Source organism: Glycomyces luteolus (assembly GCF_027622875.1).
GTDB lineage: Bacteria > Actinomycetota > Actinomycetes > Mycobacteriales > Micromonosporaceae > Glycomyces > Glycomyces luteolus.
Window position 1 is genome coordinate 46,008 of sequence record NZ_JAPZVP010000026.1, and the last position, 24,176, is coordinate 70,183.

The window sequence follows — 24,176 nt, forward strand, 5'->3', positions numbered from 1 at the left end:
GCGGGCGGATCGCTGGCGGCACGCCCCTCAGGTGGGCCCCGGGCGTCGCGGTGCCGTTCAGCCGTCCACCAGGCCCGCTTCGTACGCCGTGATCGCCGCTTGGACGCGGTTCTTCACTTCAAGACGGTTGAAGATCGTGCTCACATGGTTCTTCACCGTGCCCTCGGACAGGTGCAGCTGCTTGGCGATGTCGTGGTTGGATTCTCCTTTTCCTATGAGGGCCAGGACGTCTCGCTCTCGCGGCGTGAGCGCGCCGATGCGTTCCCGCGCCGGTGCGGCGCGTTCGAGCCTGCCGTTGCCGAGCCGGGCGATCACCCGCTGGGCGATCCTCGGCGAGAGGTAGGCGGCGCCGTCGGCGACCGCCTTGACGCCGATGATGAGTTCGCGCGGGTCGGCGGCTTTCAGCATGAAGCCGCTCGCGCCCTGCGAAAGCGCCTGGTCCACATACACGTCCTCGTCGAAGGTGGTCAGTATGACCACCGCGACCTCGGGCATCACCCTGCGGAGTTCGGCGGCGGCCGCCAAGCCGTCCAGTTTCGGCATGCGGATGTCGAGCATCGCGACGTCCGGGCGGTGCGCGCGGGCGAGTTCCACGGCCTCGGCACCGTCGCCCGCCTCGGCGACGACCTCGATGCCGGGGTCGGTGGCGAGGATGGCCGCGACTCCGGCCCGGATCATCGCCTCGTCGTCGGCGAGCAGTACGCGGATCATCGGCTCCCCTGCCATGTCACGTCGATCTTCGAGTGCTCCAGCGGCACTTCGGCTCGCAGTTCGAAGCCGCCTTCGACCGGTCCCGCCCTGAACGTGCCGCCCAGGAGCCGGACCCGCTCGTCCAGGCTGACCAGGCCGCTGCCTTTGCCCGAGGGGATCTCGCTGCGTCTGCCGCTGTTGCGGACCGACACGGCGGCGATCGTGCCGGCGACCGCGACGCCGACCCGCACCTCCGCGCCCGGGGCGTATCGGGCGGCGTTCGTCAGGGCTTCCTGGACCACCCGGTGCACGGTCCTCCCCGCCAGCGGCGGGAGCGGCGCAGCGTCGGTCTCCAGGGTGACGCGCATGCCGGCTTCGGCGGCGCGCTCGACGAGGGCTTCGATGGACTCGTCGAGCGGTTCCGCCGGGGCCGGTTCGTCGCGGAGGATGCCGATCGTCTGGCGCAGCCGGTCGGTGGCGTCGACCGCGTTGCGCCGCAAGGCGGCGGCCGCTTCGCGGTTCTCGTCGGTCAAACCCGGAGCGAGTTCGAGCGCTCCGGCGCGGAGGGCGATCAGGGCGAGTTCGTGGCCGAGCGAGTCGTGCATGTCCGTCGCGATCCGGGCCCGCTCCTGGGCCCTGGCCCGGCCCGCCACCAGTTCGCGTTCGCGTTCGAGCCGGGTGACGCGGTCGGCCGCGGCGGCGATCAGGTCGGCCTGCTGCCGCCGGAAGCGCCCGATCAGCCACGGCAGCACCACGAACGAGCCGAACGTGAGCAGGGCGTTGAACGGGTCGCGATCGGAGTTGTGGGCGAGCAGGGCGCCCAACGCCGCCACCGAACCTAGAATCCACCAGCCGTAGCGGACCGCCAGCCGCCAGCCGTAGAGGTATGCCGCGGCGGCCACCAGGATGAGGACCCCCTGCCGGGACATCGGCACCGCGAACGTCGCCACCCCGTCGACCAGGCCCAGCATCGCGATGGCCGCCAGCAGCATCCCCTTCATCACGCGGCCGAGCCTACCGACCGCAGCCTGACGAGGCGCGCGATCACGACCGCCGCTCCCGCGAGCGCCCCGATCAGCAGCGTGACCGTGAGCGGCAGCGCGAAGTACAGCGTCCCCCGCCAGGTGACCGTGCGGCCGCCCGAGATGAGCGACACCAGCGACGGATAACTCAGGAACAGCGCCACCGGGAGCAGCGCCGGGATCAGGCGAAGGCCGATCCGCCACAGCGGGCTGCCCGACCGCTTCTCGGCCCAGCGGCGCGACCGCGCGACCGCCAAGGCGCCCAACGCGACGGCCGCCAGCGACAGGGCCCCGAGCACCAGCTCGAACCATTGCCTCCCGTGGCCCGGGTCGGGCGGCGTCTCGCCCTTGACGAGAGCGGACAGACCTTCGAAACCCGACCAGGCGGTGTCGGTCAAGCCCGCTCCGCTGGTCATCACCGCGATGCCGTAGCCGCTCTCCGGGTCGATCCACTCGACGGCGTTGAACGTGGTGAGGTTCCCCGAGTGCACGAGGGTGCCGTCGGGCTCGACGCCCCAGCCCATGCCGTACTCGTGAACCTCGGTGGGCGTGTGCATCGCCTCCAGCCCCTCCGGCGAGACCAGCTGCGTACCGTGGCCGTTCTGGCTGATCAGCCACTGCCCCATGTCGGCCGCGCTGGTGATGATCCCGCCCGAGCCCGCGTTGTCGAGGAGCCCGGGCTCCTCCTCGCGGGCGATCCAGGCGCCGAAGAGCGAGTTGTATCCGAGCGCGGGATCCACGATCTCGTCCCGGGTGGCGCTGTGGTCCATGCCGAGCGGGCTGAAGACGCGCGCTTCCATGAACTCCTCGAAGGGTCGGCCGCTCGCGACCTCGACGAGGCGGGCGGCGACGTTGAAGTTCGGGTTGGCGTACGCCCAGTCGGTGCCGGGGTCGGCGGCGAGGGCGTCGTCGGCGAGGCGGGCGACGTAGTCCTCCAGGGAGGTCGCTTCTTCGAGTTCGACGACGTCGATGGTGGTGTCCGAGAACCCGGAAGTCTGGTTGAGGAGGTGGCGGACGGTGATCTCGTCGACCCGGTCGTCGGCCATGTCGAAGCCGGGGAGCTGGTCGACGACGGGCTCGTCCAGGGCGACCGCGCCTTCCTCGGCGAGGATCATGACGGCCATGGCGGTGAACGACTTCGAGACGGAGGCGACGCGGAACGGCGTGTCCTCGGTGACCTTCTCGCCGTTGGAATCGCGGCCGTACCCGGCGGCGTGGACCACTTCGTCGCCGCGGGTCACGACCGCCGAGAGGCCGGGCACGCCGGAGGTCTCGTAGAGGTCGGTCAGGTACGCGTCGATCGACTCGGGGGTCGGTTCGGTCGCGGATGCGGCGGAGGCGGACGGAGCGGTGAAGGTGAAGGTGAAGGCGGTGAGGGCGATCGCTGCGGCGGCGACGCCCTTGGCGAGTCTGGATCTCGCGGGGTGTTTCGGTTCGATCGGGTGCATGTTTGAAGGCTATGGATTCTCGGGGCCGCCGCCTTCGGTCGAATTTCCTGACTTACCCCTGACGAAAGTCAGGGGTAATCAGTAGGAGTCCTCCCGGTTGGCGAGGTAGGCGAGCCAGCTGCGGCACTCCTCGACGTGCCGGACGCCCAGGTAGGGGGCGGCCCACACGATGAATCCGGTCGCGTCGACGAGTCCCGCGAGATCGAAGGCGACCGGGAGGAGTTCGAGTTCGGCCAGGGTGAGGGGCCGGACCTTCTGGTAGCCCGCGAGCGCGGCCCCGGCGATTGCGGACGGCAGCACTCGGTCGGGTTGCTCAAGCGCCGCGTAATGGAGGAGCCGGGCGAGGTCGAGGATCAGCGGGCCGTGGTTGAGCTCGTCGAAGTCGAGGACGGCGGTGATCCGGCCGTCGCCGACGAGGAGGTTTCGGCGGTGGAGGTCGTGGTGGAGCGGGCCTGCGGGCTGTTCGGCGAGGAGGTCCAGGGCCTCGGCCCGGCGGTCGAGGAACCTGCGGATCTCCTCGCGCCACTGGTCGGCCCCGTCGAGCTCGACGTCGGCGGCGGCCCCCGTTTCGAGGACGCCGACGCGGTCGGTGACGGGGATGCGGTCGTCGGCCCAATCGGTTGCGGCCGTGTGCATTCGGGCCAGAAGCGTCCCGGACTGCTCGGCGAGTCCAGGGGACATGGCGGGTGGGACGTCGCCGGACGCGAAGGGGAACACCGCGATCGGCTTGCCCGCGACCAGAGCGAAGGGTTCGCCGCCTTCGGCGGTGAACGGGGCGGGCGTCGGGAAGCCGCGCTTCGCGAGGTGCGAGACGAGGGCGAGTTCGGCCGCGACCTTCGCGGGCGGCGAGCGGACGTACTCGCGGACGACCACGTAGCCGCGGTCGGTGGCGACGCGCGCGTTGATGTTGTCCTCGCCGCCGAGCAGCGGCTCCGCTTCGCCGCGGGCTTCGAGGCCGAAGCGGGCCAGGAAGACGGGGAGGTCGAGCCGGAGTTCGCCGTTCGGCCAGGTCGGGTTGCCGCTCATGCCGCCAGCATTCCGGAGCTGAGGCCGGCGATCAAGCGGTTAAGCATTGTGAGCACCGAGATCCCTGATACGGCAGCGCAAACGGCTGGTGGCCGCGTTCGGCGCGGCTCGGCCGGACCGCAGGCCGGCCCTAGGCACGGCCCGATCCGCTCACCGGGTGCCAGCCGGCCGGCGGGTCCTCGCCGACGCGTCCGTCGGCCGCCTCCCGCAGCAGATCGGCGTGGCCCGTGTGGCGGCCGTACTCCTCCACCAGGTCGAACACCACCCGGCGCACGCTCAGATGACCCCGACCGGGCCACTCGAGGTGCGCGGGCTGGTCGAGGCCGCCCTCCTCCAGGACCGCGGCGAGTCGCTCGCGGGACCGCGCGACCGCCGCGTCCCACAGGTCGTACAGGAACTCGGGCGAGTCCTCGGCCGCCGACGTGAACTCCCAGTGATCGGTGTCGTCGAGCAGGCTCTCGTCCCAGTCAGGGCCGGGCGCGCGGCCGCGCAGCTTCCAGTTGAACGTCTCGTCCTCAACGCGCGCAAGGTGCTTCAGCAACCCGCCCAGGGTCAGCGTCGAAGCGCCGATCCGGGTGTTCAATCCGGCCGAATCGAGGTCGTCGGTCTTCCATCGGAACGTCACGCGCAGCCGGTCGAGCGCCCCGACCAGGTGCGCTTCGTCGGTCCCCGCCAGCGGCGGCTCCCACCAGTAGTCGTTCTCACTCATGCCGCCACCGTAGACCGCGGCTCCGACATCCGGGCGAAATGCGTTGCGCCCGCCCGGCCCGCCCGCATAGAGTCCCGCGCATGGTGAATCCGGAATCGGACACGGCAGGGGCTGCCGGTCACCCGCCAGCCCCTTAGCTCAGGCATGACCCGGGGCCGCTGGCCGCGGTGACGAGACGTCCCAACCGAACGCTCGACACCACGGAGCCATCCGATGCCGCTTCCCGTATATCTGCTCGCCCTGGCGGTCTTCGCCATGGGCACTTCCGAATTCATGCTCGCCGGCCTCCTACCGGACCTCGCCGCCGACCTGGACGTCGCCGTCGGCACCGCCGGTCTGCTCACCACCGCGTTCGCCGTCGGCATGGCCGTCGGCGCCCCGCTCGTCGCGGCCCTCGCCCGCCGCCGCCCGCCGCGCTCGACGCTGCTCGTATTCCTCGGCCTGTTCCTGGTCGCGCACGTCGTCGGCGCGATCACCACCAGCTTCGCGGTCCTGTTCACGACCCGGATCGTCGCGGCGTTCGCGAACGCCGGATTCCTCGCCGTCGCGCTCACCGCGACCGTCGCCATGGTCGCGCCGGACCGGAAAGGCCGCGCGCTCTCGATCCTGCTGGGCGGCACGACCATCGCCGTCGTCGCCGGGGTGCCCGGCGGGGCGCTGCTCGGAGCGTTGCTCGGCTGGCGCGCCACGTTCTGGGCGGTCGCGCTGCTGTCCCTGCCCGCCGCGCTCGGGGTGCTCCGAGGCCTGCCGCCAACCGGTGAAACGGACGGAGCGCCGCTGCGCACCGAACTCAATGTGCTCCGCCGCTCCCGGTTGGTCCTGGTGATGGGCTTGGGCGCGTTGGTGAACGCGGCGACGTTCGGCGCGTTCACGTACATCGCGCCCGTCGTCACCGAGACGGCCGGGCTCGGCGACCTGTGGATTCCCGTCGTCCTCGTGCTGTTCGGCGCCGGATCGTTCGCCGGGGTCACGGCCGCCGGGCGCCTCTCCGACCGCCGCCCCGGCCGGGCGGTCGCCGTCGCGGGCCCGCTCCTGCTGCTCGGCTGGTGCGCCCTCGCCCTCTGGGCCGCGCACCCCGCGGTGCTGCTGCCGCTCGCATTCACGCAGGGCGCGTTGGCGTTCGCGGTCGGCAGCACCCTCATCGCCCGCGTCCTCCACGAAGGCGCCGACGCGCCGACGATGGCCGGCGCCTATGCCACCGCCGCCCTCAACGTGGGCGCGGCGGCCGGACCGGTCCTCGCCGGAATCGCACTGGCCACCGGCGACACCGGCCCGCTCTGGGCCGCCGCGGTCCTCGTCGCGGCGGCACTGGGCCTCGCAGCGCCCGGCCGCCGCGTGCTCACCGGGACGGCGGCGCGGTAGCCGCCAACGTGTCGGCGACCGCGGCGGCCGTGGTCCGCACCAGGTCGGGCAGCCGGTCGCGGTCGCCGATGAGGATCAGCAGCCAGTAGAAGATCGGCCCCAGCAGCAGGGCGTGCACGATCGCGGCGTCCGGCGCCGCCGCCAGCTCCCCGCGCTCGACCGCGCGCGCGAGCACCGTGTCGATCACGAACCGCTCCCGCTCGATGAACGTCCCCGTGAACCGCGCGCCGAGCGAGGAATCGCCGTGGAGGTCGGCCAGGAGCCCGTGCAGCACGTCGGGAGCCGCGGTGGAGAGCTGCTCGGCGATGACCTCGCAGACCGCCTCGAGATCCCCGTGCAGTGAACCCGAATCGGGCGGTGGCTGCTCCTCCATGTCGTGCACCGTGGCCGCGAAGATCATCTCCTGCTTGGTCGCGAACCGCCGGTAGATCGCCGCCTTCCCGATCCCGGCCCGGGACGCGACAGCGTCCACGGTGAGCTTCGCGTAGCCGCGCTCGGCCAGGAGTGCCCTTGTCGCGCTGGCGATGGCGTGATCGATCTGGCTGTCGCGGGGGCGGCCCACGGGTTGCTTCGGTTCCGGCATGGCCTTAGGATACGGAACCAAGAGTATTGAAACTGTCAGTTCCGTAATTAGGAGTCGTCATGATCAAGTGGGCCGGACGGATCTTCGCCTTCCTCGGCATCGGGCACACGCTGCTCAGCCTCGCGCTGGTCGCGCCGGATCACGCCGCCGCGTGGTTCAGCGGCGATCTGTGGCGGCCGGACGAGGGCGTGATCGCCATGAGCCCGGCCATGGCCGGGTACTGGCTCAGTGTCGGCGGTTTCGGCGTGCCGATGCTGACACTCGGTTTCACCGTGCTGTGGATGGACCGGCGCGGGATCGTGCCGCCCGCGTTCCTCGGTTGGGCGGTCCTCGCCTGGGCGGCGGTCGACACCGTGATCCTGCTGCCCTCGCCGTGGATCCTTGCGGTGGTCGGGTCGGTCCTCTACCTCGTCGGCGTCCGCCGTGCGAGCAGAATGATCGAACCGGTTGCGGCCCAGGCGGTCTGAGTTACAGGCGGTTGGCGAGGCTCACGATCTCGACGTCCATCGAGGAGTTCGCGGGGAAGTCGATCACGGATGGGGCGATACCGGCCGTGACGAGGTGCGAGCCGAGGGCGGCGACCATGGCGCCGTTGTCGGTGCACAGCTTCGGCCGCGGGTAGCGCAGCGTGATCCCGGCGTCCTCGGCGCGCTCCACCGCGAGGGTGCGCAGGCGCGAGTTCGCGGCCACGCCGCCGCCGAGGAGGATCGTGCCGACGCCGTGCTCCTTCGCGGCGAGGATCGCCTTCTGGGTCAGCACGTCGCAGACCGCCTCCTGGAAGGCGGCGGCCACGTCGTTCACGGGGACGTTGTTGCCTTCGGCCCGTTGGGCCTCGATCCAGCGGGCGACGGCGGTCTTCAAACCGGAGAACGAGAAGTCGTAGCGGTGGCGCTCCATGTCCTTCGCGGCGGTGAGCCCGCGCGGGAAGCGCACGAACGCGCGGTCGCCCTCCTTCGCGGCCTTGTCGATGTACGGGCCGCCGGGGAAGGGCAGGCCGAGCAGGCGCGCGACCTTGTCGAACGCCTCGCCCGCCGCGTCGTCGATGCTCGCGCCGAGCTGCGTCACCTTCCCGGCGAGGTCCTCGACCATCATGATCGAGGAGTGGCCGCCCGAGACGAGCAGTCCGATCGCCGGTTCGGGGATCGGGCCGTTCTCCAAGGTGTCCACGGCGATGTGCGCGCTCAGGTGGTTGACGCCGTAGAGCGGCACACCGGTGGCGAGCGAGTAGGCCTTCGCCGCGCCCACACCGACCATGAGCGCCCCGGCGAGGCCCGGACCTGCGGTGACGGCGATGCCGTCGAGATCGTCGAGGGTGAGACCGGCGTCGTCGAGCGCGCGCTGCACCGTGGGCACCATGGCCTCCAAGTGCGCGCGGCTCGCGACCTCGGGCACGACGCCGCCGAAGCGGGCGTGCTCGTCGACCGAGGACGCGACGGCGTCGGCCAGCAGCTCGTGGCCGCGCACGATCCCGACACCGGTCTCGTCGCACGAGGTCTCGATGCCCATCACCACGGGTTCGTTCTTCACCTGATCTTCTCCAAGGAAGCCCCGTCCTTGGGACGGGGAGGAATTGGACTATGCGGAGCATGGCAGGGCGCGTTGCCGCGTCCCGGGCGGATTGCAGTCAACCCTGGACCGCCAACCGTAGCCCTCGCACCAACGGGTTCCATTCGAGCCTACTAGCGCAGGTGAAGCGGCAGCCGGGCTGCGCGTATGACGCGAGTGCTCCGTCAAGGCGAAGAATGTGACAAATCCATCCTCATCACGGCGGCATCCGTGCCGGTGTGCTGGTAGTAGTTCTTGCGCACCCCGATGCCGTAGAAACCGTACCGGTCGTACAGGCGCTGGGCCGGGACGTTGTCGACCGCGACCTCCAGGTACACCGACTTCACGTCGTGCGCCCGCGCGCGCTCGATCAGATCGTCCATGAGCATCAGCGCCACACCGCGGCGGCGGGCCTTCGCGGCGACGGCGATGTTGTTGAGCCAAAGCTCGGTGCCGTTCAGCGCGGTGCCCGCGTAGCCGAGGATCCGGTCGCCTTCGAAGACCGCGCGGTAGTCGTTCCCGGCCGAGAGCTCGGTCCACAACAGGCCCTCGCTCCAGGCCTCGGGCCCGAAGATCTCGATCTCCATCTCGGCGACGGCGGGCAGGTGCCACCAGCGCAGCCGGTCGATCCGCAAGTCGTTCATCGCATCAAGCTGTACCACGCGGCGGCTCAGGACGTCGGCGACGGGTTTCCCGCGGCGGGCTGCGCGTCCGGGCGGCGCAGGTACAGCGGGGTGAGCTGCTCGGTCGGCGCGCCCGCGAGCAGGCGAGGCGCGGCGAGTTCGACGAGTTTCACCAGGTCGGGGAAGATCGGCGTGGCCTCGGCGTCCATCGGGAGCTCGTCGGCGTACTTGCTCGCTCCTTCGCCGATCGCGTAGTCCGCGCCGGTCTCGGGCAGCTCCGAGGGCTTGCACACCTGCGGTTCGCCTTCGCGCACACCGTCTTCGTAGACGGCCCAGTAGATCTCCTTGCGGCGCGCGTCGGTGGCCGCGAGGGCGCGGCCCCGCGTGTTGCCGCCGATGCCGTCGAGCGAGCAGACGCCGTAGACGGGGATGCCCGCGCCGTCGGCGAACGCGGCCGCGGTGACCATGCCGACGCGCAGGCCCGTGAACGGGCCCGGGCCGACGCCGGAGACGACCGCGTCAACGTCCTTGACGGTGCGGCGAGCGTCGGCGAGGCAGCCTTCGATGAACGGCGCCAGCTTCTCCACGTGCCCGCGCGCGTCCACCTCGCGGCGGAACGCGGTCAGGAACAGCTCGTCGTCGTCGAGGTCGACGAGTGCGGCCTGCACTGCGGCTGTGGACGTGTCGAGCGCGAGGACCCTCATGCGGACGCACCCACCGGGGACTCGAGTGAGGCCAGACGCTCGGCCCAGTCGCCGCCGCGGCCGTGCAGCACGACTTCGCGGACCTCGTCGGCCCGCCGCTCGATCGCGATCTCCAGGTGCGACTCCGCGAGGCGCTCGGCCAGGCCCGCGCCCCATTCGACCACGGTGACCGCCGCGTCGACGTCGGTGTCCAGGTCGAGGTCGTCGAGCTCGTCCAGGGTCTCCAGTCGGTACGCGTCGACGTGCACGAGCGGCACCCCGGCGATGCCCGCGCGGTGCGAGCGGGCGATCACGAAGGTGGGGCTGGTGATCCGCCCCTCAACGCCGAGACCGGCGCCGATGCCCTGGGTGAGCGCGGTCTTCCCGGCGCCGAGCGGGCCGGTGAGGATCACGAGGTCGCCCGCGCGAAGGACCGCGGCCAGCCGCAGCCCGAACTCATGGGTGTTTTCGGCCGTCTGGAGCGTCAGCCTCACGTTTCACTCCTCCAAGTGCTCTGGGCCGCGTCCTGTCGGCGCGGCGCAGCAGGTCCATAAAAGCTCAGTCAAGCTCGAGTCACGGCTCGAGACGATGCCCGTGGTGACGTGAGAACGGCGACCACCTGCGATACCGCGAGGTGTCGCGCTCCTGCGGCGCCGCCTTAGGGGCGCCCGACACAGCGGAGCCCTTGCCGATCTCGGCCACGACTTTGTCGATCATCTCCAACAACAGTTGTGAGATCTCACCAGGGTACTCCAGCTGCGGTGAATGAGCCGCCTCGGCTATGAGCGCGAATCGCGACCCCCCGAGCGCCGCCGCCAGCCGCCGCGAATGCTCCGGCGGCGTCAGCAGATCCTCGTCACCGACCACCACCAGCGCCGGTAGCCCCTCGAACAGCGGCAACGTCGCCGTCTCGTCGTGGTCGAGAATAGCGCGCGCATAACCGACGATGCTCTGCATCGACGTCCGCCGGTTCATCCGCTCCACCAGCGTGACCAGTGATGCCGGCGGATCCACATGCCCGAACGCGGCCTTGCGCGTCAGCAGCCACCCGATGTCCCCCGCCAGCAGCCGCGACCGGTCGATCAGATCCGGCGTCCAACCCGCCACCTGCTGCAGCATCGGCAGCACGGTCCGCCGCAGCCGCCGCAGCGCCCGCATCGGCTTCGTCTCCACCGTGTCGAGCCCGGCGGCGCTGCTCGAGAAGAACGCGACGCCCTTCACCCGCTCCCGGAAATCCGCCTCGTAGAGCCGCGCGAACACCTGGATCGTCATGCCGCCCATCGAATGCCCGACGAGAATCAGCGGGCCGCTCGGCGCCACCGCCGCCAGTACGTCGTGCAGCACCTCGGCCAGATCCTCGATCCCGTACTCCGTACGGGGAAGCGGACCCGACCGCCCGTGCCCCGGCTGGTCGTACAGCACCGCCCGCAGCGACACGCCGCCGCGATTCGCTTCGGCGACCGCCTTCCGCTGGAAGTAGAACGTCGCCATGTCCTGCATATAGCCGTGCACGAACACCACCGTGACGTCCGCGTCCTCCGGACCCGCCGTCTCCACATGGATCGGCACCCCGTCACGCGACTCCACCGTCAGCACCGAACGCTGCGGCGGCAGTTCAAAGGGCTCATGCGCGTACGGATCGCTCGACGCCGCCTTCGTGCGCCGCGCCAGATACCGCGGCACCCCCCACGCCAAAGCGGCACCCAGCGCCACTCCACCGGTCACCCCGCCGGCGATCGCGAAACCGCGCCTCCGGCGGGCCTGCTGCTCACTCATGCCGCCTCGCAATGCTCTCGAACACCAAGCTCTCCGCCCCGAACCGCCGCACCGTGCGAGACGCGGCGTTCAGTACTCAGGCATCCTCGCGCGGCACCAGACCGCGGTTCCACAACCGCGGCACCCGCGAACCGATCGCCGTCAGCACGTCGTTCGGGATCGTCCCCGCCCACGCCGACCAGTCGTCCGCATCCGGATGCTGCTCACCAGCACCGATGAGCACTACCGGCTCACCCGCCTTCACCGCGTCGTCGCCGCAGTCGACCATGAACTGGTCCATGCAGATCCGCCCCAGCACCCGGCGGCGCTTCCCCGCCAGGTACACCTCCGCCTTGCCTGAGGCGGCGCGCGGGACGCCGTCGGCGTACCCGAGCGGCACGAGCGCGACGTTCGCGTCCTGCTCCAGATGCACGGTGTGCCCGTAGGAGATGCCCGTGCCCGCCGGGACCCGCTTCACCGACATGACGACCGACCGGATCTCGATCACCGGCTGCAGGTCGATCGCGACCTGCGGCACCGGGTTGTAGCCGTACAGGGCGATGCCGGGGCGCACCAGGTCGTACCGCGTCTCCGGGTCGGCGATCAGGGCCGCGGAGTTCGCGAGGTGCCGCACCTCGGGCTCGAGGCCCGATGCGGACACAGTGCCGAGGAACCGCTCGAACGCGGCCTTCTGCTCGGCGTTGGCCGGGTGCCCGATCTCGTCCGCGCAGGCCATATGGCTCCACGCGCCGACGACGACCAGCGAACCCGCCGCCTGATGCTTCGCCGCGGCCTCCGCCACCATCGCCCACTCGGGCTCGGCGACACCGCCGCGGGACATGCCCGTGTCGCCCTTGAGGTGGATGCGCGCCGGGCGGCCCGCCTTGTCGGCCGCCGCGGTGACCGCGTCGAGCTGCAGCATCGACGAGACGCCGAGCTCGATCCCGGCACCGACCACCTCGGCCAGGCCCGGCTGATCCGGAGCGAAGAAGAACGCCATCACCGTCGTGTCCGCCATGTCGGGCAGGCGCTTCAACCGCCATGCCTCCCTGAGCGTCACGACCCCGAGGCTCGCCGCCCCGGCCTCGACCGCGACCCGCGATGCCGGGACCATGCCGTGCCCGTAAGCGTCGGCCTTCACCATCGCCATCATCGGCACCCCGGCGACGGCCGCGAGCGCCTGGACGTTGTGCGCGAGCCGGCGCCAGTCGGCGCTGGCCTTGGCCAGGCCTGACATGGTGCCGAATTCGGGTTCGGTCAGGACTCGGTAGTTGTCGATCGCCACATATGCAAGGGTACGTGCCCGCCGCGTCCGGCTCCGGCAGCGCCGAGGACCGGGTCGGCGGGCACGCACTCCCGCACTACGCGGACTTGGCGAGCTGCTCGCGCACGGCGCGCGCGGCGGCCACCAGGCCTTCGAGGGACGGGCGGACCTCCTCGTAGCGGCGGGTCTTCAGGCCGCAGTCGGGGTTCGCCCAGACCCGCTCGGGGCCGAGCGCGTCCACGGCGAGGCGCAGGGCCTCGGCCATGTCTTCGGCGGCGGGGACGCGCGGCGAGTGGATGTCCCACACGCCCGGGCCGACCGCGCTGCGGTAGTTCGCGCGGTCGAGGTCGGCGAGGACCTCCATCTTCGAACGCGAGGCCTCGATCGAAGTGACGTCGGCGTCCAGGGCCGCGATCGCGTCGATGACCTCGCCGAACTCGGAGTAGCACAGGTGCGTGTGGATCGAGGTCTCCGGCCGCACGCCCGACGTGGCGATGCGGAACGAGCGCGTGGCCCAGTCCCGGTACGCCGCACGGGAAGCCGCGCGCACGGGCAGGAGCTCGCGGAGGGCGGGCTCGTCGACCTGGATGATCGCGGTCCCGGCCGCTTCGAGGTCGGCGACCTCGTCGCGCAGGGCGAGCGCCACCTGGTCGGCGGTGTCCGCGAGCGGCTGGTCGTCGCGCACGAACGACCAGGCCAGGATGGTGACGGGCCCGGTGAGCATGCCCTTGACGGGCTTCTCGGTGAGCGACTGCGCGTACGAGGTCCACTCGACGGTCATCGGGGCCTGCCGCGTGACGTCGGCGTACAGGATCGGCGGGCGCACGCAGCGCGAACCGTAGGACTGCACCCAGCCCGCGGCCGTGGTCGCGAAGCCGGTGAGCTGCTCGGCGAAGTACTGCACCATGTCGTTGCGCTCGGGCTCGCCGTGGACGAGCACGTCGAGGCCGAGCTTCTCCTGCTCGGCGATGACGGCGGCGACCTCGGCCTTCATACGGGCCTTGTAGTCGGCGTCGATCATCAGGCCGCGGCGGTGCGCGGCGCGTGCGTTGCGCAGCTCGGCGGTCTGCGGGAACGAGCCGATCGTGGTGGTCGGCAGCGGAGGAAGCGGCACGCGTTCGGCCTGGGCCGCTTGGCGTTCCGGGTAGGGCACGCGACGGTCGGCGTCCGCGTCGAGGGCGGCGAGGCGCTCGCGCACGGAGGCGTCGCGCCAGTCGGCCGGGGCCTCGGGGCGGGCCTCGCGGGAACCTTCGGGATCGGCGATCGCCTTGATCTCGCGGAGTTTCTGTCGCGCGAACGAAAGGCGCTCGAACAGCGCCTCCGGGAGCTCCTGCTCGGCGTCGAGATCGACCGGGACGTGCAGCAGCGAGGACGAGGAGGACACCCCGACACGGTCGCTGATGCGCTGCAGCCGTGCGAGATCGGCCGCGCCCTTCTCGAGGTCGGCCCGCCAGATGTTGCGGCCGTCGACCACACCTGCGAGGAAAAATGTTTCACGTGAAACATCCAGTGCCTCAAGTGCTTCCAGATCACTGCGGCCACGCACGAGGTCCAGGGCGATGCCCTCCACGCCGGCTTCGAGGAGCACCGGCAGCGACTCTCCGAACGGTCCATAACCGCCCGCGACGAGGATCTCGGCCCCGAGCCGCCGGTAGACCGCGGCGACCGCTGCGAGTTCCGCCTCGGTGCGGTCGGCGCACAGCGCGGGCTCGTCGAGCTGGATGCGCCCGGCCCCGTGGTGGCGAAGGGCGGCAAGGAGCTCGACGTAGACCGGGACCAGGTCGTCGAGGCGGTCGAACGGCGAGAAATCGGCAGGCGCGTCCTCGCTCGGCTTGGCGAGCAGCAGGAACGAGACCGGGCCGAGCAGCACCGGGCGCGCGTCCAGCCCGCGCTCCTTCGCCTCGACGAACTCCGTGACCGTCTTGGCCGGCTTCGCCGCGAACGCGGTCTCGGGCCCGATCTCGGGCACCAGGTAGTGGTAGTTCGTGTCGAACCACTTGGTCATCTCGAGCGGGACGGCCGCGTCGTCCCCGCGCGCGGCGGCGAAATAAGAGGCGAGCTCGGTCTCACGGCGGTGGCGGGGGGCCAGGGCGTCCACGGCGACGACGGTGTCGAGCACGTGGTCGTAGAGCGAGAACGTCCCGGTCGGGACCGTGTCGAGCAGGGCGAGGTCGTCGAGCATCCCGGAGCGGACAGAGGCCGCGGCTTCCTGCAGCCCGGCGGCGTCGAGCCGGCCGGACCAGTGGGCTTCGAGCGCGCGTTTGAGCTCGCGGTTCGGTCCGATGCGCGGGTATCCGAGCGCGGTTGCCTTGAGGCCCTTGGAGGGCACGCTGGTAGTCGTGTTCATGTGTCAGTTCCCTCGAACTTGCGACAACGGGACCGCGCGCGGTCGCGCGCGGTACGCGGGCAGGTATTCGGACTCGAGGGCGCGCCGTCTCCGGCACCTAATCCCCACCGCTTCCCAGGTTCCGGGCCCAGTGCTCATGGCGGGTTTCGTTCCCTCTCACCGCTGCGGGGCAGTCCTGGATTCCCACCAGATTCCCTCTTAGCCGGGGCGGTAGTGCACCGCTCCGGAACCAGCGTCGGATCCGATGGTACGGCCGCGCACCGGTACGGGCCCCAGACGAGGCCGCACTGTGGGACGAGCGCGTTTCAGGCCGCCTGTCGAATGGGTAGGCTCGGGCTCCATGAGCACCAGACCTGTAGCAGTAGTCACGGGAGCGAGCAGCGGGATCGGGGCCGCCGCCGCGAAGGCCCTCGCCGAAGCCGGTTTCGAGGTCGTGCTGGGGGCCCGCCGGGCGGACCGGCTCGCCGAGGTCGCGGCGGAGTGCGGGGGGACGGCGCTGCCGCTGGACGTCACCGACGAGGATTCGGTCGCCGCCTTCGCCGCAGTCATCAGCCGCTGCGACCTCCTCGTCAACAACGCGGGCGGGGCCCTCGGCCTCGACTCGATCGCCGCGGCCGACCTCGAACTGTGGCAGCAGATGTACGACGTCAACGTGCTCGGCACGATCCGAGTCACCAAGGCGCTCTTGCCGAAGCTGGTCGCCTCCGGCAACGGCCAGGTCGTCGTGATCGGCTCCATCGCGGCGCACCAGCCCTACCCCGGCGGGGGCGGCTACAACGCCGCCAAGCACGCCGAAGCGGCCGTCACCCGCGTCCTCCGCCTCGAACTCCTCGGCCAACCGGTCCGCGTCTGCGAAATCGACCCGGGCATGGTCGAGACCGAGTTCAGCTTGGTCCGCTTCGAAGGCGACAAGGAACGCGCGGACGCGGTATACGCGGGCATGACCCCCTTGACCGCCGACGACATCGCCGAGACGATCGCCTGGGTCGCAACGCGACCCGCGCACGTCAACGTCGACCAGATCACGATCATGCCGCGCGACCAAACGGGAGCCCAGCAGGTCCACCGCCGCCAGTGAGACCACCGCCGAGGGAAGCGCCACACTTCAGCTCCCCCTAAGGTTCCGGCTCGTACCTTTGCGCTCAGGGACTCTCACCCAGAGGCACACCGGGCTTTCGGAGTGCGCCGAGACCGGCTATTCGCTGTCGACCTTCTCGACGCAGTCGGTCTCGGCGGTCAGGCGAGTCATGCCGGCGCCGATCTGGAAGTGGATCTTGATGCCGTTGTCGTGGGTGGCGTACAGGTCGTAGGTCCAGGGCTGCGCGCGGTTCTCGCTGAAAGTGTCCCAGCCGTTCCCGGACACGTGCTCGCGAACCGCCACGATCGCGCGCGCCCCGGCCCCGGCGTTCGGGGAGATCGTCACTGTCGCATCCGGGTCCTCGAACCGGTACGAGTGCTCAAACTCGATCCAATTCGCATCCTCGTGCCCGCCGTCCAGACAGGCAGCGCTGTCGCTGGTGGCGACGGGCTCGGGAAGCCCTTCCACTCCTGCGAGCACCGCAAGCAGCGGGTCGAGCGCGTCCGCAAGGCGGTCACTGGCCTCACTGCTGTCGAATTCGCTTGCGGGGAAAGGATGTTCGGCATCGTTCGCGCGGTTGTTCGCTCCCGTGAGGGTGATGAGCAGCGCGACGGTGAGGACTATTACGGCGCCGTCGAATGCGAGGCGGCGGTGCCAGGGACGCTCCAGTCCGGCAGGCGAGTCTTCACGCTTCCGCAAGGTACTGAACAGCGCATACGCCGACAGGCCCGCTATAGGGGCGGCGATGCACCACCCGTAGGGAGCCCAGGCGGTCGCCAAGACGATGGTCTGCACCGCCGCGGCCAAGGTGGAAAGCGCCAAGTACGCCATGCCGCGGTGCGTCGCTCCGATGTTCACGGCCGCCAACATATGAAGCGCTCCGGGCAGCACGGTGAAGAGGATGAAGCCCTGCGCCAGTTGATGGTATTGGGCGGTGGAGTACCCGGACATCACGGCGAATCCGACGGTGAGCTGGTATCCGGCGGTGCCGATGAAGATCAGGATCGGCACCTGCGCCCACAAGGCCACCTTTGCCCCCGGATACGACGCCTGGCCAGGGCCGGGAGTGTCGGAGGTCTGAGGAGTCGGGCTCGAAGCCACGGAGGATCCTTTCCACGTGAAGGGGTTCGGCCTGGCACCGGCAGCGGTCGGCTTTCGAACCGGATGTCAGAAGACGCGGTACAGGTGGCCGAACACTGCCACTGGAATCGCGAGTACCGCGCTGGCGAGCGTGAAGACAGCGAGGTCGACTGCAACCAGACGCCCCGATCGCACGCCTTCGCCCCCGGCCTCCAGCTCGCTTGTAGCTTTCGCGATGCAAACGACAACGAAGGTGTACAAGATCGCGAAGAACAGCGGAACGATGAATGCCGAAGCCGCGGCCACGACCGCGAACAGCGCGCCGCAGGAGACCTGTATCCAGGCGAACACCAACACCGGAGCGAGGTATCGCTTGGCCCGCGCGGGACGCGATGGCAGATGGATCGTCGCCAAGAGGTTCAACCCCGGTGTCATGCCGAAGACCACTAGATAGAAGAAGTGAATCGCGTAGAAGTCGCTCATGCTGTCGGCACCCATGACGCCGAATCCGATCGTGATCATCCACGCGGGGACTCCGATGATTCCAGCCGCCAGCGCGTGGACGATCAGCATTCCCTGGAATGCGGGGACCGAAGCGAACTGCTGTTGAGGGACTTGTTGTTCTGGGGTATCGGAAAGGTCATCGGACATGGGCATCCTCAGGAAACCGGGAATGTTCAGGGGCGCGGCCCAGGGTAGTGGAGCGCTGCCTGCACTGGGGTACAACGGAACACGGCTGATGAGCGTGAGGTGTCAGAGCGTTTCTAGACGCTTTTGCACACGAAGGTGTGTCGCGCTTGCGGTTCCGCGAAAAGCTGTGTCAGCCTGAACTCACGTGCGAGTCGCACGTTGTTCAACACCAACTGAATATGGCCGGTGGGCCGCCCCTCAGAGTCCAATCAGATTGGCGGCCCACCTTTCCCCAACGGAAGGAAGCCCTCCGATGGCAGACTCCACCCTACGCGAAAACAGGCGTAGCGCAACTCATCAACTCGCGGCCCACCGCAACCAGGCGGGCATGATGGTCCTGGTCCAGCAGGCCTTCTACCGCCACGACTCCCTCGGTCCCGGCGCGCCGCTGCGCGCGATCACCGGCACGAGTGACCAGGCCGGCTACTACGACTGGGCCGGTCGACGGCTCTTCCTCGCCGACGGCGAGCCGGACCCGACGTGCCCCAGCGCCTACCGGTACCAGCACCACCCGGCCTGCTGCGACGAGGAAGCTCCCGACTCCGACCCGCGCAGCCCGCGGTATGAGCCGATGCACCTGCGCCACAAGCCCGGCGACACCTGGATCATCGACGCCAACCGGCCCTACGACCCGTTTGACCCCGGACCGTACGGGTCCCCCGGCTGGTACAAGGACGAGCGCACCGGCCGCCACCGCCGAGACGAAACCCCCGATCCTCTCCCCGCCGAAGCCTGGGTCCCGCCCAAGGACGCGTGGTTCCCCGGCACCGCCGAATGGCCCGAACCACAAGCAGCCCAGCCTGACTCGGAGGTCCGCAGCGACCGGCCGCGCGACGGCGCGCGGCCCACTGGCGGATCCAGCCGCGTCAGAACCACCCGCGTCCATCGCCGCGACCGGCCGGTACGTACATGACCGACTGGGAACAGGCCTTCGACACCGGCCACACGATCATCCTCGCCAGCGGCGGTGCGTTCGGAGCGGCCGCATGATCCCCGACCGCTACACCACCCGCCGCATCCGCGCCCGCTACATCAAAGCGCTGCAGGCGATCCCGCTGCCCGTCCGCCGCACCGAGCCGCCCGACCCAGAATTCCCGATCGACCTCGCCGGACTCCCGATCCTCGCTGTCGAAACCATCGACGGGCACCAGGTGCGGTACTCACTCGGTCGGCCAACACGGTTCCGCTTGACCTTCAGACACACCCACCCAGCCCTCATCGGGTCCGTCATCAACCTCGACACACCGCGTCCGCGACTCGTAATCGCCGAACCGCTCCACACCGTATGGGCGCTCGCCAACGAGTTGGTGCTGGCGCAGCCTGCCGCCGAGACATGGGCTGCCAGCACCAGAACCTGCGACCACTGACGAAACAGCGCCGGGTGGGCGGCCGGGGGCAGCCCCCCCCCGCCCCCGCCCGGCGGCGGCGCCCGCGCCCCGGCGCCCCCCCCCCCCCCCCGGGGGCGGGGGGGGCGCGGCGCCCCCCCCCCCCCCCCCCCCCCCCGCGATCGTGCCCCCGCTCACCTGCGCCTGTTTCCGTGTACCGCACAGAGTGTGATTCCCCGGTACCCTGAGTCTCGTTGCCGAAAAGCCCGACTCGCCCCGAAGGTCTTCCCTGTGCCCCGGTGCGTCCCGCCTCGCAACCCCTGAACGCGTGTCCGCCCGGTCCGTCGCAATCTCACCCGGGCGGACACGACTCACATTGCACCGCAAACACTTGTGATCCCGGCATTCGAGTCGTGTACCCCACGTAACCCACCAACTCGATACAGTGACCAACAGTCCTGAGCTCCCTCCTATCCCCACGGAGACGACAAATGACATCAAACCCCTGGTGCCATCCCTACCCGAAATCCACCGGAACGGCTGCTGGAGACTCCCGGTGAAAGAGACCGTGTCGATCAACCCGGACCTGGTCGAGCAGGCTTCGAAGGATCTCCTTTCTCTGAATGGAGGAGTTCGGGAGCGCGACCACTTCTCACAGCGACGATGTCGCTAATGCCATGACCGGCATCGACATTCAGGAGTTCGCGTTTCGCGTGGCGTATTCCAGTGCCTCGGCATTCTGGGCCACGCGGGCGCAGGGCGCTCGCGAGCCCACGGATTCAATCGCCAGGGAAACCTATGTGGATGCACTGCGCGAGCTGTGGACTGACCAGGGCTACGAGATCACCTGGGACTACACCAGCCCTGACGGTGAGTGGTTCGAGCTTGAGGCACGCCGAGACGACGGCATCACCCTCTGGTACAGCGTCGCGCAGGCGGTTTCACTGAAGATCCAGTCGGGCTGCGTCCCCGCCAGCGACCACAGCGAGATCCAGTACATTCCGCCAGCGGGTGGCGTCGTCCCGGGAAGTTCTGACGACGTCATGAACCGCCTCCAGGACGAAATCCAGGGCTACCCCGAAGAGCCCCAAGAAGAGGCTGCATCGCCGTCCGACGAATCCGAGTCTCCCACCGCGAACGGCATGGTCCCTTGGGCTCGTGAGCCCGACTCCGCCGAAGCCGGACCGAATCCCTACGCCGACCATCTCTGAGCCCCTCAGTCGAAAGGCCCCTCGTGTACCACAATCCGAACCCCCAGCAGCCCTACGGGCAGCCGCCGCAGCAGCAGCGGCCGCCTGTTCCGCCACCGCAGCAGTATGTTCAGCCTGGTGCCTATCACCCGCAGGGAATGGCGGGTCCGCCGCCGTATTCGCCTGGTGCGCAGGGGTTTCAGCCCGGATATGCTCCGCCTCCGCCTCCCCGCAAGCGGAGCGGCGGCACAGTGGCGTTCGTCGTCGTGCTCGCGCTCCTCGTCGTCGGAGGTGGCGGGGCCGGGGCGTGGTGGTTCCTGTCCGATCGCGGCGGCGACGGTCCGGGTGCATCTGAGGCCGAAGGCCTGGTCATCGAAGACTCCGAGTCCGGGATCTCTTACACCCTCCCCGAAGGCTGGGAGGAGCTCGCCTCCGAGGACCTCATCGACGCTTTTACTTCAAGCGCGAGCACCGCCACTGAGATCGGCGGGGCCTCCGTCTTCGCGTTCTCCGGTGAGGCGATGACCGATGAGGAGATGTCGATGAGCATCTCCGTCATCGCGGGCGAGAACTCCGAGTACTTCTATCCCTACGCCGAGGACCGCCAGATCCTGCTCTCCGAGCCCACCGAAGTCGACGGTCAGGAGGCCTACCGCTTCACCTGGCTGGTCAGCACAGCCGATGAGGAGCCGATGTACGGGCACATCCTCCACATCCTCACCGACGACAATCGCTCGGTCTTCCTCATGGGCATCGTCCACCCCGACGACCCCGACCTGCGCACCGAGATCGACGCCGTCATCTCCGGGGCGACCCTGATATGAAGTCCTTGCTCCGATGCGTTGCATTGGTGCCCTTGATGTTCGCGCTGGTCGCAGGTTGCGCTACCGGGCCGGAGCTGCATGACGACTTCGCGACCTACGAGGTGTCATCCGAACCCATCCCGCTGACCCCGATCCCGGGCGCCGACATCACCACATGGACCGAGGCGATCGAAGGGCTCGAGGTCGGTGAATGGTTGAACTCCGGGGGCCCCATCACGGATGCCTATTTCCCCGCGCGCGCCGAACCTCAAGAGGACCCTCGCGTCGAAGCCGATCGGCTCTCATGGGAATTGGAAGGGGTGTTCCCTCTGGAGGACGTTGAACTCACATTCTCCGCCCATGCGATGACCGACACCTCGGAAAACATGCTGAGCATCTACTGCGAAGCTGCCTATGGCAACTACGAGTATTCGGCGAGCGAGTGGGACATCCCGTTCGACGAGGTTCGGCGGGTCCTCCAGGGCTGCATCGCCGGGTCCGGCAACAACGCCATCGGCTCCGAGGAGCTTTCGGCATGGCTTGACGAGCAGATGGACTTCGCAGAGGCTGAGTACGCGGCGACTCCGCAAGGTCGCCGGTTCATGGGATTCGCGGATTTTGTCGATGCCGGGAACGTCTTGGTCTGGTTCAGCAGCAGCGATCGTGAGACGACTGTTTCGCTCTCGGTCGATCTGCGGACCGAAGCTGGGTTGTCATGATCTCCATCGGCGATCCGCCCGTCACCCCGAAGCCAGTGCGCCGAAGCCGGAATCATTGGCCTTCCTACGTCCTGATTAGCGTACTGGTGCTGGCAGCCGGGTGCTGCGGCGCATACCGCTGGTTCATCTACGATCTCGAAGGGCGGCCGCCCGAACTCACTGCCGAATACACATCGAGTGAAGCGCTCCTTGTCGCAGAGGACTTGGCAGGTCAGCTCATTGCAGAACTTCCCGTGGACGACGAAGGCTTTACCGTCTTCGGCAGTCGGGGCTGGATAACCAGGACTTGCACGTCGGGCTGGGATGACAATGCTTCCTGGGACGGATTCGTATCTGTCTCCGTCAACTACGGTTTCGACGTTCACGAGAGCGACCTTGAACAGAGGCTCGCGCACGCCCAGCTCATCTTCGACGCACTTGAAGAGCTGGGCTTGGAACCTACCAAAGAGCCGCAAGGAGATACCGACATCGTGGTCAGCGCCGAGCGCGATGACGGTCTCACGGTCCAGTACTCATCGTTCTATGGGCTCGACATCGGCACGGACTGCGTCGTCCAAGACAACGAACCTGTATACACGCCGCCGCATGTCAGGATCGCGCCCGAAAGTGACTACCAGGACTTCGCACGATGGCCCGAAACCAACTAGCCGCATTGGCGATCCAGTCCCTCTGCGCAGGAAGGAAACCCGACATGGCAGTGAGCCTGTTTCAAGGTGGATGAGTTCTGTTGCGGTGCAGCGTCTCTGGCATGACCGCAGCGATCCCTGAAGGCGAGCAGCAAGGAAGCTCCTGGTAGAACGCAGGTGCTGAAATCCGCTGTCCGCCAGGAGCTTCCCTTTGCTGTTCTACCCTGCCGCTCTCCCGCTGTCCACCGCGACCCTCGACCGAGTTGCCCGACTCATCCGCGCCCACCGCAAGACCATCGGCTCTCGCTGGCGAGCCCTCGACCCTGGCACTCAGGCCCTGCTCACCCTCGCCCATCTGCGCAAAGGCGAACCACTGCGCGACCTCGCTGCCGGATCGGCATCTCGGTCGCGACCGCGTGGCGGCGCACCCGCGAGACCATCGACCTGCTCGCCGCCCACGCCCCAGGCATCCGAGACGCCCTGCGCCACGCGAAGCGCACCGGTGCGGCCTTCGTCATCCTCGACGGCACCCTGGTCCACATCGACCGCAACCAGATCGACCGGCCCTTCTACTCCGGGAAACACAAGCGGCACGGGATGAACCTGCAGGCCATCGCTGATGCGCGCGGGAATCTGTTGTGGGTCTCCGGGGCGATCCGCGGCTCGATCCATGACACCAAGGCCGCCCGGATCTGGCAGATCCCCAGGCTGCTGGCCGAGCACGGCTTGTTCGCCTTGGGAGACAAAGGCTACGACGGACTCGACCACGACCTGGTGATCACACCGATCAAGGGGAAGAACAAACCGGCATGGCAGAAGGAGGCCAACTGCCTCCACGCCCGGCTCCGCGGCCCCGGCGAGCGCATGTTCGCCCAGCTCAAGACCTGGGCCATCCTCGACCAGGTCCGCTGCGCCCCACAGCGAGTCACCCAGATCGCCAAAGCAATCCAAGTCCTCAACGACTACGAACACCGATCACGATGAAACAGGTTCAGTCACCCTCATGAGTGCCGATCAGATATTCAGTGAGGCGGCTCGGCAGTTGCGGCAGATCGCCGCCGATTCGCATTTCCGCGGTGACCCGGTGGCGGCCGGGCTCGGTGCCACCATGGTCGTGGCGTCTTCGACGGAGTTCTCGATCGAGGTGACTACGTCCCTGGCTCTGGAGCTGGAGAGCGTCCGGCTCCCGCACGATCTCGCCCGCGGTGTCTCCTACTGCGAGGACGTGTCTCAGGAGGTCGGGGCTGTGCTCACCGCGCTGCGTGCCGGGTGCGTGAACGCCCGGGTCCAAGTGCTCGCGGCAGTCGGAGGAGGCAGTGCCAGTGTCTGAGAACCGGATTCCCGGCGACGGCATGAACGAGCTGCTGTCCGCGCTCGCCCGCGTCGATACACCCAAAGTCGAGGTCGTCTCCGACACCGACGCTGACAACGGCCTCTTGCGCCTGATCGTCCGCTCCGACAGCACGATCAGCGTCGAGATCGATCCCTATGCGGCCGAAGATGTCTCGGTCGGAGAGGTCGAACGCCACCTCAGGAGGCTGTTCAATGCCGCGAAGTTCCCGAAGCCGCAGAGCGACGGAGGCAGGTGAGGCCGGGCCCGTAGGGGCC

At 69.1% G+C, this 24,176-nt stretch carries 26 protein-coding genes, 1 pseudogene and 1 riboswitch; of the genes and pseudogenes, 12 read left to right on the plus strand and 15 right to left on the minus strand.

What is annotated here, in order from left to right; translation table 11 throughout:
- Positions 1-57 precede the first annotated feature (57 nt).
- The 5 genes from O1R50_RS23755 to O1R50_RS23775 all read right to left on the minus strand — a co-directional run bounded on the left by O1R50_RS23755 (position 58) and on the right by O1R50_RS23775 (position 4,895).
- Positions 58-711, minus strand: coding sequence for a response regulator (locus tag O1R50_RS23755; RefSeq protein ID WP_270112740.1), 654 nt, complete (start codon positions 709-711; stop codon positions 58-60).
- Positions 708-1,691, minus strand: a complete 984-nt coding sequence (locus O1R50_RS23760) for a sensor histidine kinase (RefSeq protein ID WP_270112770.1) — start codon at positions 1,689-1,691, stop codon at positions 708-710. Before O1R50_RS23760 ends, O1R50_RS23755 begins: the two co-directional genes overlap by 4 nt.
- Positions 1,691-3,160, minus strand: a complete 1,470-nt coding sequence (locus O1R50_RS23765) for a serine hydrolase domain-containing protein (protein ID WP_270112741.1) — start codon at positions 3,158-3,160, stop codon at positions 1,691-1,693. Before O1R50_RS23765 ends, O1R50_RS23760 begins: the two co-directional genes overlap by 1 nt.
- Before the next feature lie 78 nt (positions 3,161-3,238).
- A complete protein-coding gene (locus tag O1R50_RS23770) occupies positions 3,239-4,186 on the minus strand; it encodes a phosphotransferase (RefSeq protein ID WP_270112742.1) in 948 nt (315 codons plus the stop codon).
- Positions 4,187-4,316: 130 nt separating this feature from the next.
- The gene (locus O1R50_RS23775; RefSeq protein ID WP_270112743.1) at positions 4,317-4,895 is read right to left on the minus strand and encodes a mycothiol transferase; all 579 of its coding nucleotides are present in this window, start codon (positions 4,893-4,895) and stop codon (positions 4,317-4,319) included.
- Between the two features lie 213 nt (positions 4,896-5,108).
- Here O1R50_RS23775 and O1R50_RS23780 point away from each other — a divergent pair, with 213 nt between their 5' ends.
- Positions 5,109-6,257 carry a Cmx/CmrA family chloramphenicol efflux MFS transporter gene (locus tag O1R50_RS23780; protein WP_270112744.1) on the plus strand — a complete coding sequence of 383 codons (1,149 nt, stop codon included), beginning with the start codon at positions 5,109-5,111 and terminating at the stop codon, positions 6,255-6,257.
- Here O1R50_RS23780 and O1R50_RS23785 read toward each other — a convergent pair.
- On the minus strand, positions 6,235-6,840 hold the full coding sequence (locus tag O1R50_RS23785; protein WP_270112745.1) for a TetR/AcrR family transcriptional regulator: 606 nt from the start codon (positions 6,838-6,840) through the stop codon (positions 6,235-6,237). The two genes, O1R50_RS23780 and O1R50_RS23785, sit on opposite strands and share 23 nt — an antisense overlap.
- Positions 6,841-6,899: 59 nt before the next feature.
- Here O1R50_RS23785 and O1R50_RS23790 point away from each other — a divergent pair, with 59 nt between their 5' ends.
- Entirely contained in the window at positions 6,900-7,307 is a 408-nt protein-coding gene (locus tag O1R50_RS23790; protein ID WP_270112746.1) for a hypothetical protein, read from the plus strand.
- Position 7,308: 1 nt separating this feature from the next.
- Here the strand turns inward: O1R50_RS23790 and tsaD are convergent, their stop codons facing one another.
- The 7 genes from tsaD to metE form a co-directional block, all read right to left on the minus strand.
- Positions 7,309-8,367, minus strand: coding sequence for a tRNA (adenosine(37)-N6)-threonylcarbamoyltransferase complex transferase subunit TsaD (tsaD, locus tag O1R50_RS23795; RefSeq protein WP_270112747.1), 1,059 nt, complete (start codon positions 8,365-8,367; stop codon positions 7,309-7,311).
- Positions 8,368-8,570: 203 nt separating this feature from the next.
- Positions 8,571-9,029: a ribosomal protein S18-alanine N-acetyltransferase gene (gene rimI, locus O1R50_RS23800; protein ID WP_270112748.1), complete on the minus strand. Its 459-nt coding sequence runs from the start codon at positions 9,027-9,029 to the stop codon at positions 8,571-8,573.
- Positions 9,030-9,055: 26 nt separating this feature from the next.
- Positions 9,056-9,712, minus strand: coding sequence for a tRNA (adenosine(37)-N6)-threonylcarbamoyltransferase complex dimerization subunit type 1 TsaB (tsaB, locus tag O1R50_RS23805; RefSeq protein ID WP_270112749.1), 657 nt, complete (start codon positions 9,710-9,712; stop codon positions 9,056-9,058).
- Positions 9,709-10,185 carry a tRNA (adenosine(37)-N6)-threonylcarbamoyltransferase complex ATPase subunit type 1 TsaE gene (gene tsaE / locus O1R50_RS23810; protein WP_270112750.1) on the minus strand — a complete coding sequence of 159 codons (477 nt, stop codon included), beginning with the start codon at positions 10,183-10,185 and terminating at the stop codon, positions 9,709-9,711. The genes tsaB and tsaE overlap by 4 nt, the downstream gene beginning before the upstream one ends.
- A gap of 79 nt (positions 10,186-10,264) precedes the next feature.
- Complete coding sequence (locus O1R50_RS23815) at positions 10,265-11,467, minus strand: alpha/beta fold hydrolase (RefSeq protein ID WP_270112751.1); 1,203 nt, start codon at positions 11,465-11,467, stop codon at positions 10,265-10,267.
- A 76-nt stretch (positions 11,468-11,543) separates the two neighbouring features.
- The gene (alr, locus tag O1R50_RS23820) at positions 11,544-12,731 is read right to left on the minus strand and encodes an alanine racemase (RefSeq protein ID WP_270112752.1); all 1,188 of its coding nucleotides are present in this window, start codon (positions 12,729-12,731) and stop codon (positions 11,544-11,546) included.
- Between the two features lie 76 nt (positions 12,732-12,807).
- A complete protein-coding gene (gene metE, locus O1R50_RS23825) occupies positions 12,808-15,057 on the minus strand; it encodes a 5-methyltetrahydropteroyltriglutamate--homocysteine S-methyltransferase (RefSeq protein ID WP_270112753.1) in 2,250 nt (749 codons plus the stop codon).
- Between the two features lie 41 nt (positions 15,058-15,098).
- A riboswitch (cobalamin riboswitch) is annotated at positions 15,099-15,306 on the minus strand.
- 91 nt (positions 15,307-15,397) lie between these two features.
- On the opposite strand from metE, the gene O1R50_RS23830 reads away from it, so the two are divergent.
- Complete coding sequence (locus O1R50_RS23830; RefSeq protein ID WP_270112754.1) at positions 15,398-16,135, plus strand: SDR family NAD(P)-dependent oxidoreductase; 738 nt, start codon at positions 15,398-15,400, stop codon at positions 16,133-16,135.
- A gap of 117 nt (positions 16,136-16,252) precedes the next feature.
- Here O1R50_RS23830 and O1R50_RS23835 read toward each other — a convergent pair whose 3' ends face one another.
- Positions 16,253-17,236, minus strand: a complete 984-nt coding sequence (locus tag O1R50_RS23835) for a hypothetical protein (RefSeq protein WP_270112755.1) — start codon at positions 17,234-17,236, stop codon at positions 16,253-16,255.
- Between the two features lie 66 nt (positions 17,237-17,302).
- Entirely contained in the window at positions 17,303-17,866 is a 564-nt protein-coding gene (locus O1R50_RS23840) for a hypothetical protein (RefSeq protein WP_270112756.1), read from the minus strand.
- Positions 17,867-18,233: 367 nt separating this feature from the next.
- Between O1R50_RS23840 and O1R50_RS23845 the strand changes: the two genes are divergently transcribed.
- From O1R50_RS23845 to O1R50_RS23885, 9 genes and pseudogenes are all read left to right on the plus strand, one after another.
- Positions 18,234-18,818: a hypothetical protein gene (locus O1R50_RS23845; RefSeq protein WP_270112757.1), complete on the plus strand. Its 585-nt coding sequence runs from the start codon at positions 18,234-18,236 to the stop codon at positions 18,816-18,818.
- Positions 18,819-18,891: 73 nt separating this feature from the next.
- Positions 18,892-19,272, plus strand: a complete 381-nt coding sequence (locus O1R50_RS23850) for a hypothetical protein (protein WP_270112758.1) — start codon at positions 18,892-18,894, stop codon at positions 19,270-19,272.
- Between the two features lie 635 nt (positions 19,273-19,907).
- Complete coding sequence (locus O1R50_RS23855; RefSeq protein ID WP_270112759.1) at positions 19,908-20,441, plus strand: hypothetical protein; 534 nt, start codon at positions 19,908-19,910, stop codon at positions 20,439-20,441.
- A gap of 230 nt (positions 20,442-20,671) precedes the next feature.
- Positions 20,672-21,244 carry a hypothetical protein gene (locus O1R50_RS23860; protein WP_270112760.1) on the plus strand — a complete coding sequence of 191 codons (573 nt, stop codon included), beginning with the start codon at positions 20,672-20,674 and terminating at the stop codon, positions 21,242-21,244.
- A 35-nt stretch (positions 21,245-21,279) separates the two neighbouring features.
- Positions 21,280-21,942, plus strand: coding sequence for a hypothetical protein (locus O1R50_RS23865; protein ID WP_270112761.1), 663 nt, complete (start codon positions 21,280-21,282; stop codon positions 21,940-21,942).
- On the plus strand, positions 21,939-22,589 hold the full coding sequence (locus O1R50_RS23870) for a hypothetical protein (RefSeq protein WP_270112762.1): 651 nt from the start codon (positions 21,939-21,941) through the stop codon (positions 22,587-22,589). The genes O1R50_RS23865 and O1R50_RS23870 overlap by 4 nt, the downstream gene beginning before the upstream one ends.
- A gap of 190 nt (positions 22,590-22,779) precedes the next feature.
- Positions 22,780-23,552, plus strand: a pseudogene (locus O1R50_RS23875) (transposase family protein).
- A gap of 19 nt (positions 23,553-23,571) precedes the next feature.
- The gene (locus tag O1R50_RS23880; protein ID WP_270112763.1) at positions 23,572-23,898 is read left to right on the plus strand and encodes a hypothetical protein; all 327 of its coding nucleotides are present in this window, start codon (positions 23,572-23,574) and stop codon (positions 23,896-23,898) included.
- A complete protein-coding gene (locus tag O1R50_RS23885; RefSeq protein WP_270112764.1) occupies positions 23,891-24,157 on the plus strand; it encodes a hypothetical protein in 267 nt (88 codons plus the stop codon). Before O1R50_RS23880 ends, O1R50_RS23885 begins: the two co-directional genes overlap by 8 nt.
- Positions 24,158-24,176: the final 19 nt, after the last annotated feature.